This window comes from Bradyrhizobium sp. th-b2 (assembly GCF_000426785.1).
Taxonomy (GTDB): Bacteria; Pseudomonadota; Alphaproteobacteria; order Rhizobiales; family Xanthobacteraceae; genus Bradyrhizobium; species Bradyrhizobium septentrionale.
The window spans coordinates 1-13,339 of record NZ_AUGA01000014.1; the positions used below are offsets into that span (position 1 = coordinate 1).

At 62.6% G+C, this 13,339-nt stretch carries 8 protein-coding genes; 5 read left to right on the forward strand and 3 right to left on the reverse strand.

The annotated features are described in order from the left end of the window. The 3 genes from K359_RS0117875 to K359_RS0117885 all read right to left on the reverse strand — a co-directional run. Positions 1-3,728 (reverse strand): VCBS domain-containing protein (locus K359_RS0117875; protein WP_156928546.1); only part of this gene is annotated, 3,728 nt, incomplete at its 3' end. After that, positions 3,725-3,889 carry a hypothetical protein gene (locus K359_RS61310; RefSeq protein WP_156928547.1) on the reverse strand — a complete coding sequence of 55 codons (165 nt, stop codon included), beginning with the start codon at positions 3,887-3,889 and terminating at the stop codon, positions 3,725-3,727. The genes K359_RS61310 and K359_RS0117875, both read right to left, overlap by 4 nt. Before the next feature lie 386 nt (positions 3,890-4,275). After that, a complete protein-coding gene (locus K359_RS0117885) occupies positions 4,276-4,794 on the reverse strand; it encodes a hypothetical protein (protein WP_029080578.1) in 519 nt (172 codons plus the stop codon). Positions 4,795-5,660: 866 nt separating this feature from the next. Here K359_RS0117885 and K359_RS0117890 point away from each other — a divergent pair. The 5 genes from K359_RS0117890 (at position 5,661) to K359_RS0117910 (ending at position 13,330) form a co-directional block, all read left to right on the forward strand. Beyond that, complete coding sequence (locus tag K359_RS0117890) at positions 5,661-6,197, forward strand: NYN domain-containing protein (protein WP_029080579.1); 537 nt, start codon at positions 5,661-5,663, stop codon at positions 6,195-6,197. A gap of 501 nt (positions 6,198-6,698) precedes the next feature. Continuing rightward, positions 6,699-8,411, forward strand: a complete 1,713-nt coding sequence (locus tag K359_RS0117895) for a TolC family outer membrane protein (protein WP_035976734.1) — start codon at positions 6,699-6,701, stop codon at positions 8,409-8,411. A gap of 294 nt (positions 8,412-8,705) precedes the next feature. Further along, positions 8,706-10,832, forward strand: coding sequence for a type I secretion system permease/ATPase (locus K359_RS0117900; RefSeq protein ID WP_051346200.1), 2,127 nt, complete (start codon positions 8,706-8,708; stop codon positions 10,830-10,832). 12 nt (positions 10,833-10,844) lie between these two features. Continuing rightward, positions 10,845-12,095 (forward strand): HlyD family type I secretion periplasmic adaptor subunit, encoded by a 1,251-nt coding sequence (locus K359_RS0117905; RefSeq protein WP_029080582.1) that lies wholly within the window; start codon positions 10,845-10,847, stop codon positions 12,093-12,095. Positions 12,096-12,316: 221 nt separating this feature from the next. Next, the gene (locus K359_RS0117910; RefSeq protein WP_029080583.1) at positions 12,317-13,330 is read left to right on the forward strand and encodes a transglutaminase-like cysteine peptidase; all 1,014 of its coding nucleotides are present in this window, start codon (positions 12,317-12,319) and stop codon (positions 13,328-13,330) included. Positions 13,331-13,339 lie beyond the last annotated feature (9 nt).

The following is a 13,339-nucleotide window of genomic DNA, read 5'->3' on the forward strand; positions in this document are numbered from 1 at the left end:
GTCACCGTCCCGCTCGCCGTGCCGTCCTGGCTCGTCACCGTGAAGGTGTCGCTCACCACCTGACCGGCGGTCAGCTCGTCGTGCGCCCCGTTGCCGGTGTAGGTCCAGGCGCCGTTGGCGTCGATCGAGAAGTCGCCATAGGTCCCGTGCGCCGCGGTCTGCGCCACCACATGCGCTTCACCCGTGTCCGGGTCGGTGATCGTCAGCTGGCCGCTGGTGTTCAGCGCCGCCGCCGTGTCCCCTTCGGTCACAGATTTCGAGTCCGAGCTCACCGTCGCCACGTCGTTGGTGCCGGTAATGGTCAAGACCAGGTCCTGCGTGGCGGAATCCCCGACCTTGACCGCATAGGTGACAGTGAGCTGGTCGCCAGCCTTCAGGAAGTCGAGGTTTGCGGCGGTCGGATCCCAGGTCCAGGATATGTTCTGAGAGCCGCCGTTCGACGTCAGGCCCGCGCCGAAGCTCAGGTGGTCGAGTGCCGCCGTCAGCGCGCTTGCCGCAGAGGCACTGAGCTCGCTGCTCAGTGCATTGCCATTGATCAGCACGGTCGGGCTGACGGCGGACGCCGTCAGGCTGTCGCCGATATCCTTGTCGCTGAACGCCAGGCTGCCGGTGATCGGGGCGATATCCTGCGCCGAGGAATTCCCCGCCGATTCTGCAACCGTCGTCGACACCGCCGTGCTGTTCACTGACGTCAGCATCGTCTGGTCATTGGTGCCGGTGATGGTGAAGGTCAGGTTCTGGGGCCCGGAGTCCCCTACCTTGACCGCATACGTCACCGTGAGCTGGTCGCCGGCCTTGAGGAAGTCGAGGTTGGCCGCGGTCGGATCCCAGTTCCAGGAGATATTTTGGGTTCCGCCTCCATTTGAGGTCACGCCGGCACCGAAGCTCAGATGGTTGAGCGCCGTGGTCAGCGCGGTCGCAACCGAGGCACTCAGCTCAGTGGTCAGCGCATTGCCATTGATCAGCACGGTCGGGCTGACGGCCGACGCCGTCAGGCTGTCGCCGATGTCCTTGTCGCTGAACGCCAGGCTGCCGGCGATCGGGGCGACGTCCTGCGCCGAGGAATCACCGGCCGATTCCGCAATTGTCGTCGACACCGCCGTGCTGTTCACTGACGTCAGCGTCGTCTGGTCGTTGGTGCCGGTAATGGTGAAGGTCAGGTTCTGGGTCGTGGAGTCCCCGACCTTGACCGCATAGGTGACAGTGAGTTGGTCACCCGCCTTGAGGAAGTCGAGGTTGGCCGCGGTCGGATCCCAGGTCCAGGAGATGTTCTGGCTGCCGCCGCCGTTCGAGGTCACACCACTGCCGAAACTCAGGTGATCGAGCGCCGCCTTGAGCGTGGTCGCATCAACTCCTGCCGGCAACGCTCCGCCATTGAGCGCGATCGTGGGCGAGCCCGCCGACGCCGTCAGGCTGTCGCCGACGTCCTTGTCGCTGAAGGCCAAACTGCCGGCGATCGCGGCGATATCCTGCGCTGAGGAATTCCCGGCCGATTCTGCAACCGTCGTCGACACCGAGGCGCTGTTCACGGAGGTCAGCACCGTCTGGTCGTTGGTGCCGGTGATTGTGATAATAATGTGCTGCGTGCCGCTGTCGGCGAAGCCGTCATTGACCTTGACGGTGTAGTCCACCGTGAGGGTCTGGCCCGCTTTCAGGAAATCGAGGTTGGCCGTTGCGGCGTCATAGGTCCAGGCGATGGTCTTGGTACCGCCGTCGGCGACCACCGATCCGAGCGACAGCGCGCCAGAGGTCAAGGCGGTCACGACCGCTGCGGGTGCCGTGCCACCGCCGCTTACCGTGACGGACGGCGAGCCAACCACGGATGCGGTCAACGTGTTGCCGGCATCCAGATCGGTCACCGTCAACGTGCCGTGAATGGGCGCAAGGTTCTGGGCGGATGCGTCGGTGAGTTCGGCAACCGTGGTCGGATCGGTTGCGGTAACGCCGGAAAGGACCGGCGCGTGGTTGGGCACCCCAAAGGTCAGTGTCGTCGTGGTAACGAAGCCGTTCTGGTCGAGCGTCGTCAGGGTGAACGTGTCAGTGAGAGAGACGTGAGACGTCACCGTGTAGCTGTAAGTGCCATTGGCATTGACGGTCAGCGTTCCGTCCGCGCCGGTCACGGTATAAGAGGTCGGCAGGGTCGCAGTGCCGTCGAGGTACTGCGCGACAGTGAGCGACGGGTCCACCGTCGTCCCGCCCGAGCCGCTGTTACCGGCAGCGAGGCCGACGATTTTGAACGTGTCGGTGAAGTTGGTCGAACTCGTGCCGACCGTGTTGCTGAAGAGATTGAGGCTGTTGAGCGACCCGCTGCTCGAAGTCGCATTCAGCGCCAGGTTGACTGTGCCGGTGTTGACGACCTGAACCTGAAGCGCCTCAAAGCCGTTGACGGATAGGCCGCCTGTGGCAGCGAAGTTGAACGAATAGCTCGCACTGCTCCCCTTGTGCGTGGAGAGCCAGGTGGCATAGGCGGTAAGCTGGGACTGTATAACCGCGTATTCATCGACAGTTACGACGACGCGAAGCGTATCGGTGCCGCCGCCGGCGACGTAGGTGTCAACGTCGTTGGCGATGCTATGCAGCGTCGCGGTCGCGCCGCTGCCCGTGACCGTGTAATGGTCCGAAAGCGCATAAATAAACAGGTCGTTGCCGTTGCCAGAGGTGACCGTGTCGCTCCCGGCCCCCGCCATGATGACGTCGCTGCCGTTGCCGACATTGATGGTGTCGTTTCCGGCGCCACCATAGATGATGTTGCTGCCGTTGCCCGCATTGATGGTATCGGTCCCACTGCCACCAACAATGACGTTGCTGCCGTTGCCGTCGCTGATGCTGTTGGTGCCGGTGGTGTTGGCCGCATAGATCAGGTTGCCGCCATTGCCATCGCTGATCGTCGCGTTGCTGCCGCTGACGATGATGGTGTTGGAGCCGTTGCCGTCGCTGACGGTGTTGTTGTTGCCCGAGACCGTGACGGTGTTAATGCCGTTGCCGTCAGAGACGGTGTTGTTGTTTCCGGTGACCGTGACCGAGTTGGTCCCGTTCCCATCGCTGACCCTGTCGTTGCTTCCGGTCACAGTCAGCGTGTTGGTGCTGTTGTTGCCGGAGATCGTGGTGTTGTTGGTGTCCAGCACGCCCGCATAGGCCTCCTGCCCGGCGGCCGTGATCGGCGGCTTTGCTAGAGTTGAGTTGTCGAGCGACGAAAGGGCCCAACTGCCGCCGCTTGCAGCGGCACCGACGCGTTCGACCGAAGCCACCACCTTGGCGCCGGTTGCGGCCGCGATCGCGTCGATGAACGCCGCGCCGTACTCACCCTGCGCGACTGCGCAACTCCACAACCGTAGTTCGCCGCCTTGTGTGATCGCGCTGCCCAGATGCGCCAGATCACGCGCGACACGATCCATGGTGTCAAGCGAGAGCAGCCCAGCCGAAAAAGCTATCGCTCCAGGCTGCCCGTGGGCGATGACGTGGATTGCTTCCAGTTCGCTCCTGCCTTCGACCGCCCGCGCCATCTGGCGGACAGCCGGTTCATCATGAGAGAGCAGGATTACCTCAACATCCGGCCGGATGCCGGCAAGTAGCGTTTCGAGGTCATCAATGCCGCGGTCGATGAAGGCGATCTCGCGCTTGTGGCTTACACCCATGAACGCCTCACACCGGAAATAATTGAGCCGCAACCGTGCGTTGGCACCCGAATTGTTGGTACGGGTTGAAGCAACTTCGGAACGAGTGGTCATGCTTCTGCTCCTGCAATCGGCTGGTTCTGAAAATGACGGTCTGGATGGAATGCTGTAGGCAACGACAGCGTTTGAAACGGATCGCGTTCGGCGATTTTCGGCGCGTCGATCAGCGCGACCGGCTCAATCGACGCATCCTGATTTTTTGCGATGGTAAGCAAGGGCCCGATCGAACGATGGGCTGACGCCGAAGACGCTGTATCGGCCTTCCTACTGAAATAAGCGCGACGCAATACACACACTCCTAAAAACTCTGCCGACGCAGAGCAGGTGTGATTGCAGCCGAAAATCAATTCATCAAACTACCCAAACGCTCGCTTAAAAAAATCTGCGAGCGTTTCGACCGACAAGCAATTGCCAAGCTTTTTTATGTTATTTGCTCGTCCGCCTTGCTGTGAAAGACCTCGAACGCACTACCCTGCCCGCTTCGGTGCGGCTCTGAACTCCGCACGCATTAAAAATTCTTTTGTCTTTAAACTGTTTTCGTCGTGGGAAAGGCTTGCACCCTGTGTCCGCAAAAAATGCGAGCAAGCATCCCAAACCTAATCTAGATGCAATTTGCCGCAAATTTGCGCGGCCGTCTAGGGCCGCACGAGATCCCCTCCGTTAACATTAATGTCGATCCGACAAGGGGTTCCTTTGCATCACACGCGGTATCCGTGGCTTTACGGGGAAGCCCCGACAAGCGGTGGTCGTACCGCGCGCCCGTGAAACTACGGTCATTCTGTCGAAGCATCCATCGGTGAAAAACGGCCAGAGAGCAGCGCTCGGGCTTCCAAGCGGGACCGGTGCCGCGCTGTGGAATAACGGACCTCACCCAGCGTCCGGCCGGCATGGGCCAGTACGATAGCGGCGGCTTGCCCGCGTCGGCCGGCGCTGCCGATTTCCTGCTGCGCTCTTCCTCGAGGAGTTGCGAATGAAGCTTCTCGATCTGCACGTTTCGCTCGAACAGCGACATTGTCTTTGCCGGAACCTGCCCTGCCAACGCCTTGCGCAGGGCGTTCTCCCGATCGAGCAATTCGGGGAACGGAAGCAACGGCCGTGCGAGCTCCGTCGCCTTGATCACGCAGGACGCCCTCGCCTCCGCCTGCGCGATTGGCCTGGCGCGCGGCCTCGCAACAGGACAACAGGATGCAGAGCGAAAGGACGACGAGGCATCTCACGCGCTTTGGCCAAGTCTCTCCGCGCCTGTCGAGCCATGCCGCTCCGTCGGTGCTCGCTGCTGCTGTGAGGACGAAACGACTTATCGAGGCGGCGCAGACACGCCGCCGCCATACCGCCAGCAAAACAAACTGTTAGTGCAATTGGGCAACGTAAAACCGTCCTCTCCCCGAGAGGCGAGAAAACTTGTGTCTGCAAAAAGGTGGTATCTCGAAATATCGCGCCGGCGCGAAACGACGCCGCTACACGTGGTCAATTTTAGATGTAATCTTGTATCTGACGCAATCGTCACCTTGTGCACACGGGCTGGTCCGCGGTGCGCTGCACCATTGGCTGGCGTCAACGGCGGCGCTCGCCCGATGACGTAAGCACTCATTTTTAATTATAGTCCACGGATATCAGGATCAAGATTGGAATTGGAATTGCGCGCGCAGTTATTGCGGCCGATGCCAACGAAGCGCCACAAACGAAGCGCCATAGCTGACAATTCTTCGTCGCTGCCCGAGCGCCTTCGTCCAGGCGCGGGTGCGAACGTTGGGGTGCTTTCAACGACGACCGTTTCATTTATCGCTGCGGCCGGCCGTGTCGCGTCGATTGCGATCTTATCAATAAGCGCACGATCAACATGACACCCGCCATGTTGAAAATTTCAGCTTTTTCCCGACCGAGTCATTGCTCTAGGATCGGTCATTTAAATCAGGGCGCCCGCACCCGAAGCATTTCCAGAACCAAAAGAAGCAGCAGCTGCTCCGGGCGTCATGGGGATTTGAGATGACCGATCGCATTGCACTTTTCATCGACGGCGCAAATCTTCACACCACCGTCAAGCACCTCGGTTTCGAGATTGATTTCAGGCGACTGCTTGCGGAATTCAGCAAGCATGGGCAGCTCGTCCGTGCATATTTCTACACCGTCGTGCGAGACGATGACGAGTTCAGCAGCCTTCGGCCGCTGGTGGATTGGCTCGACTACAACGGCTATTCGGTCCGAAGAAAGGCAGCCAAGCAGCACGACGACGGCGAGGGACGGCGACGGATGAAGCGCAGCATCGGCATCGATCTTGCGGTCGACGCAATGGAAATTGCGCACCGCATCGACCACGCATTCCTGTTCTCCGGTGATGGTGATTTGCGAGCCGTTGTCGAAGCTGTCAGGCGGATGGGCGTGCGTGTCACGGTCGTTTCCAGCATTCGAACGAAGCCTCCCATGATCGCCGATGAGCTTCGCAGGCAAGCTGATGTCTTCGTCGAACTCGAGGGCCTCAGGGCATCGATCGAGCGTCCGCCGCATCCGATTGCGCCGGAGTGAAGTCGCGGCCCCTCCCGACGTCGTCTACCGAGACCGGATCGATGACCAGACCCGCTCGGTCACGGGAGGAACGTCGGTGGCGATGAAAGGCAAGAGAACCGAGCTAACAGCAGATGTCTTTGCGGCCCGGAAGGGACAGTTCCGTCGATCCTCGCGACCCGGGTAAACGAGCCGCTTGACGGCCTTTGATTCCAACGCTCCGCATTCGTTGCAACCTATCTGGCGGTCTGTCGCGAACAGCAGCTGCGGGCCGTCCGGCGGCCCGTAAGACAAACTTAACTGACCTTTCTGTTCCGGATATCCGGTGTTGCTGCTCGGCAACTCCGCGACACAGCCAAACGGTTGAATTTTAACCAAAATCTCGGATTGTGGTCCGCCCACAGCCGAAGACCCGCCTTAGTTAGGGCCATTGTGTGGCTGAAATGTCATAGGTTACGGAACCGCCGTACGTTACGCTTCGCGGATTCTACGCAATATTTTTGTAAGTTGGGGGCGGAATTGATGCGGTCGGCATACACGGTCATCGCGTGCCTTTGCCTGGCGGCAACGCCAGCATGTGCCGAGGTTTTCTCCATTAACGATGCATTGCGCCAGGCGATGCAGACTAACCCGGGCGTTGGCGAGGCTTCGGCGAACCGGCGGGCGACCGAAAGCGAACTGAGGCAAACCCAGAGCACGCTGCTGCCGCAGGTGCGCATTGACGCCAGCTACGGTCCGGAAAAGTTCGACCAATCGCCGAACTTCATCAGCCCGAACATTCAGTCGGCACCGGTTGTGGGTGCAGGACCGTGGCGCAATGGCAGCCAGGAATCGGTGGTCGTTCGCCAGCTGCTCTGGGACGGCTTCTCGTCGATCTATGACGTCTGGCGCCAGACCGCGCGCGTGAATGCGGCGGCCTCTCGCGTCAAGGAAAGAACCGAGCTGCTGGCCCTCGACGCCGCCGAAGGTTACATGGACGTGGTGCGCTACATCCGGTTGGTCAGCCTTGCCCAGCAAAACGTCGCCAACCACGAGAAGATCTTTGCAAACGTGAATTCCCGCTTCTCGGGCGGCCGCGCCGGCGAAGGCGACCTGGAGCAAGCGCGGGAGCGCGTCGAAGCCGCCCGTGCGGCACTCGCCGAATTCCAGCGCAGCCTCGAAGACGCCAGGGCGAAGTACCGCAAGACGGTTGGCCTCGAGCCGACCAATGTTCGCTTCCCCGCCCCTCTCGCGGGATTGCCGAACAGCCGCGACGAGGCGCTGGCGACCACCCTGCGGTTCAATTCGACGATTGCGGCGGCACAGTCCGACGCCGACGCCGCCAAGCATGCGTTCAAGGCCACCGACGGAACGTTCGGCCCGAAGTTTTATCTCGAGGGACGGGCAACCCACTACGACAACTCGTACCCCTACGTGGCGGCCACCGGGACTCCCGCCATTACGCATGAGGACTACAGTGGCAAGGTGGTGATGTCGTGGGACATCTTCCGCGGCGGCCAGGATGCCTGGAACAGGTCGGAGAAGGCCGAGCGGTTTACCGAAGCCACCATGCGCCACGCGCGCTTGCAGCGCGATGCGTATGAATCGATCGACAAGGCGTGGAATGCCCGTACGATTACGGCCACGCGCATCGCGGCGCTGACGCGCCAGCTGGAAGCGGACCGCAAGACCATCGCGGCCTTCCAGAAGGAATACGAGCTCGGCCAGCGCTCGCTGATCGACCTCCTGAACGCCCAGAACCAGTTCTTCAACGCATCGGTCTCGCTCACCTCCGCCCGCAGCGTCGTCGTGTTCGCCGACTATCAGCTGCTGGCGGCAATGGGGACCCTGATCGAGTATCTGAAAGCTCCCCCGCCGGTCGACGCTGCTCCCACGGACATGCTTTCGATTGGCCTGCCCCGCTACTCGTTCCCCACCCTACGCGTGAACGTGCCGCAAACGGGCTCCGAACCGCTGCATGTCGGCGTCCCGGCCCCCATAGCCCGTCCCGGCAAGACCTATGCGGCGGCCCAGCCCAAGGAGGTCGGTAAGGATGTCGGCTTTGCCGACCGCTGGACCGGCTCGACGACGACCGCGGCCGTGCCCGGTTCCTCGGAATGGATGCAGCAGCAGAAGAGCGCAAGCGACGGCCCGAACGTCATTTACGCGGATCCGACCGTCTCGGCGAACGCGAGTTCCTATGCCTCGACCAAGCCCCATTGGCTGCTGTCGGCCTTCCCGAGCTCCGCTCGATAGAAGCCCGCCAATCGAAATCAGGACTGCCGGACGGGCCCCAAACGGGGCCCTTCCGATTCCGTATTAATACTTAAAGCAAGTTTCGCTGATTTCGTTCGCCGTTTGTTGTAGCCTGCACGCGATCTTTGAATGCGATTTCTGCATTTCCATTTTGGTTGTCGAGGTTTCGAATTGTTATTGCGAACTCCCAGCCCGGCGGCTGACGCCGGCCGCCCCTCGCCGGATGAATCAACTTCAAAGCCTACCGCGACAAGTCGGCCGAGTGCATTGGGCGACGATCCCCTCAGCGCGTCGTTGACCTATCTTGCGGCCTATCACGGCCGCGCGGTGAGCCGCGAAGCTCTGCTCGGCGGACTGCCGATCACGGACGGACGCCTGTCCGTCTCGCTCTACGACCGTGCGGCCAGACGCGCGGGCCTGGAGACCGAGGCCGTCAAGCGCGACATTTCGGATATTCCTGCGCTTGTGCTGCCGGCTGTCCTCATCATGAAGAACGGCACGGCGCTCATCCTTTTGGGCGTGGACACGGCGAACAAGACCATCAAGATCGTCGATCCTGAGACGCCGAACGGCCCGCGCGCCGTCGAACTCGCCTCGCTCGCCGCCGACTACACCGGCTACGCGTTCATGGTGAGAAGTGCTGCGCACGCCGATGCGCGCACCGTCGCCGCCGGAGACATCCCGAGGAGCCACTGGTTCTGGTCGGTGGTCAAGACGCATTGGCCCAGTTACGGCCACATCGCGATCGCCGCCTTTTTGACCAACATCCTCGCGCTGGCGACGCCGCTGTTCACGATGAGCGTCTATGACCGCGTCATCCCCAACGGCGCGATCCCCTCCCTGATCGCGCTGTCGATCGGCATGGGGCTCGGTATCCTGTTCGATTTCATCTTCCGCATGGTCCGCAGTCGCATGATTGACGTGACCGGCAAGACCATCGACGTCGTGCTGGCCGCCAACATCTTCGAGCATGTGATGGCGGTGAAGATGGCGCAACGGCCGACCTCCGTCGGCATCCTCGCCAATCAGCTCCGGGACTTTGACTCGGTGCGCGAATTCTTTACGTCCGGAAGCGTGGTTTCCGCGACCGACCTGCTGTTTGCCGTGCTCTTTGTCGGGGTGCTGTTCCTCATTGCCGGGCCGTTGGCGTGGATCCCGCTGCTCATGCTCCCGCTCGTCATGCTGATCGGCTTCCTGCTGCAACGCCCGCTCGATCGCGCCATGAAGCGCCTGCAGGCCGAATCCGCCGCTCGTCACGGCGTGCTCGTCGAGTCGCTGTCGGGTCTCGAAACCGTCCGCGCGACCGGCGCCGAGGCACGCATGCAGACCCTGTGGGAGCGTTCGGTCGCAGCGACCGCCCGATCCGGTGAGGACGTTCACTTCTGGTCGTCGCTGTCGCTGACGAGTGCGAGCGCCGCCCAGCAGATCACCAGCCTGCTGCTCGTCATCGTCGGCATCTTCCTGATCCTCGAGGGCAAGCTCAGCGTCGGCGCGCTGGTCGCCGCGAACATGCTCGCCGCCCGCGTCCTGGCGCCGATCGCCGGGATCGCCTCCGTGATCACCAAGGGAACCCAGACGATATCGGCCCTCAAGGCGATCGACCGCATCATGTCGATCGAGCGGGAACGTTCGCCGACCCGATCCTATGTCGCGAGACGGATCGAAGACGGCAAGGTCGCCTTCGAGAACGTGTCGTTCGCCTACCCCAACGCGCCGGGCAACGCGCTCGAAAAGATCAGCTTCAAGATCGAGGGCGGCGAACGGATCGGCATCATCGGCCGGGTGGGATCGGGCAAGACCACGGTCGGCAGATTGCTGCTCGGATTTTACGAGCCGAAGGAAGGCCGTATCCTGGTCGACGGCGTCGACTCCCGGCAATACGATCCTTCGGACCTGCGCGCCGGAATCGGCTTCGCGATGCAGGATACCGACCTGTTCTTCGGCAAGCTGCGCGACAACATCGCCCTCGGCAAGCCGGAAGCGACCGACGAGGAAGTCCTGCTTGCCGCGCGGCTCTCCGGCGTCGAGAGCTTCATCGCCGGCCATCCGATGGGCTATGACATGCCGATCTCGGAAGGTGGCCGCAGCCTGTCAGGCGGCCAGAAGCAGGCCATCGGGCTCGCGCGCGTCCTGATCCGCAAGCCCCGCGTGCTCTTCCTCGACGAGCCGACCGCGCATTTCGACATCCGCAGCGAACAGGAATTCCTTGAACGGCTCAAGGGACTCCAGGACGATCGCATGACCATCATCATCTCGACCCATCGTTTGTCATTGCTGAACATGGTCGATCGGCTGCTGCTGTTTGACAATGGCCATTTGGTTGCCGACGGCCCCCGCGACAAGGTGCTCGCCCTGCTGCAGGGAAGGCCCGCGTCGGCGGCTCCGTCGCCGGAGAATACGATCCAGCCGAAATCTGCATAACGAGCAAATATTATGGCGTCTTCCGATTTTGCATTTGCAAATGATATCCGATCCGCGGCGTTGTTGCGCACGCCCCGCACCTCCCGCATGCTGCTGTGGACGTCCTGCGCGCTGCTTGCGACGTTCCTGACCTGGGCGCACTTTGCCGTGCTCGACGAGGTCAAGCGCGGCAGCGGGCGCGTCGTGCCGTCGCGGCAGATGCAGGTGGTTCAGTCGCTCGAAGGTGGCATCGTCGGTGATATCCTGGTGCGGGAAGGCGACATCGTTCAGCAGGGCCAGTCCCTGATGCGCATCGACGACACGAAGTTCGCTTCCGAGTTCGGCGAAATCCGCGAGCGCCGCGCGGCGATGGCGGCGCGGGTGGCTCGGCTCGAAACCGAGGCGCGCGGGCGAAGCGAGATCACCTTTCCGGATCAAGTCGACTCGGTGGCTCCGGCCGCCGTTGCGACCGAGGCTAGCGTGTTCAAGATGCGGGCCCAGAAGGTCGCGCAGGACATCGATGTCCTCAATCAGCAAGTCACCCGCCTCTCCGGCTCCCTCAAGCTCCTGGAACGCGAGCAGAGCCTGACGCGCAAACTCTATGAGCAGAAGGTCGTGCCCGAGATCGAGATGCTGCGGCTGGACCGGCAGGCCACCGAGATGAAGGGACAGCTTGCCGAGGCGCAATCGAAGATCGCGAACATCACCGCGTCCTTCCGCTCGCAGGCCGACGAGGATCTGGCCAAATCGCGCGGCGATCTCGCCGTGCTCGACGAGAACATCAAGTCCGCCCAGGACCGGGTGCGCCGCACCGACCTGAAGGCGCCGGTCCACGGCATCGTCAACAAACTGAACGTCAGCACGGTCGGTGCCGTCGTGCAGCCGGGCGCCAATCTGATGGATATCGTGCCGCTGGACGACACGCTCCTGGTCGAGGGGCGGATTCGTCCCCAGGACATCGCGTTCATTCGCCCCAACCAGGACGCGGTCGTGAAGATCAGCGCCTACGATTCCTCGGTCTACGGATCGCTGAAGGGCAAGGTTGAACGCATCAGCGCCGACACCATCGTCGACGACAAGGCGGAAAAGACCGAACGTCCGGAGACCTTCTATCGGGTCATGGTGCGCACCGACAAAAACCATCTCGGCACCGAGCAGAATCCGCATCCGATCATTCCGGGAATGGTGGCCACGGTCGAGGTGCTGACCGGCGAGAAGTCGGTGCTGGACTACATCGTGAAGCCCGCGCGCCTGCTGCGTGACGAGGCCCTGCGCGAACGCTGATCGGCCTTGCGGCCCCGGGTGGTTAACCGATCGTGACCTCCGTTCGTTCAATTTCGAACGAACGGGCAAACCCCGGATTGACCGCCTTTCCGACATTCCCGGCACCGGCCCCCTCCACTTAACCCCGCTTAAGCGGCCAGCGCGCCAGTCTGCGTCCCGATAACAGCGGGGACGCAGATCGACGCACAGACGTTGACGGTCCCCGATATTGGGGACGTCATATGAAGTCGCTGAAGTCTGCCGCGTCGGCGGTCATCGCCGTGGCTGCACTGTCGATAGGTCTTTGCGCGGCGCCATCAGCGTTTGCTGCGGACGAGCTCACGCTGGGCAACGGCGCCGGCGAGCTCGCGCCGGCTTCGGACGCAGCATCAAACCGACCGCCCGCCACCTTCTTCACCATCAGCGACGTTCTGGCCAAGCTCGACCGGCAGCGCGGCCGTGGTCCGAACGCGATCCGCACCGCTTCGCTCACCCCGCTGGATACCGCGACCGACGCCATGCCGGCGGCGAAGCCGCTTCCGCCCGAAGGCACCGAACCCTTCGGCCTGTTCACCTTCCGCGCACCGGAGAACAGTCTCTGGCGCAAATGGCGCGGCCTCGAATCCGATCTCGCCAGGGAGCGGACCACCCTCGAGCATTGCCGCGAGAACGCCGCCGGCTGCCCGTCGCATGCAGCGCAATTCCTCCGCCTGATCGGCGCGGTCAAGTCCAAGTCCGGCCGCGACCGGCTGGATGAGGCCAACCACGCCGTCAACCAGACGATCCGCTATGTCAGCGACTTCGCCCAGCACGGCGAGGCCGACCGCTGGACCGCTCCGCTCGCCACCTTTGCGACCGGCAAGGGCGATTGCGAGGACTACGCGATCGCAAAATTGATTGCGCTCAGCGAAGCCGGCTTCCCGCGCGAGGATCTGCGCCTGGTGCTGGGCCGCGATCGCGCCATCCGCCAGGATCATGCCGTTCTGGCGGCGCGCCTGGATGGCCATTGGCTGATCCTCGACAGCCGCCGCTCCGAGTTGATCGACGACGGCGAGCTCGGCAACTTCACGCCGATGTTTGCGATCAACGACCGCGGCGTGCAGCTGTTCGCGGCGCCCTACGCCAAGCATCTTCCGCTCGATGGCGAGGCCGACGCGGCGCCGGCGGCCGCCAATCCGGCGGACGCCGAGTGGACCGGGGTGGAGCCGCTTGATGCGGCGAGCCCCCTCACAGGCTTCCTGCCCGTGCTGATGTGATGGCCCGCC

Excerpts from the sequence above, each read along its gene's own strand:
- K359_RS0117890 (WP_029080579.1), top strand. The coding sequence starts at position 5,661 with ATGACCGATCGCATTGCACTTTTCATCGACGGCGCAAATCTTCACACC.
- K359_RS0117910 (WP_029080583.1), top strand. The coding sequence starts at position 12,317 with ATGAAGTCGCTGAAGTCTGCCGCGTCGGCGGTCATCGCCGTGGCTGCA.
- K359_RS0117895 (WP_035976734.1), top strand. The coding sequence starts at position 6,699 with ATGCGGTCGGCATACACGGTCATCGCGTGCCTTTGCCTGGCGGCAACG.
- K359_RS0117905 (WP_029080582.1), top strand. The coding sequence starts at position 10,845 with ATGGCGTCTTCCGATTTTGCATTTGCAAATGATATCCGATCCGCGGCG.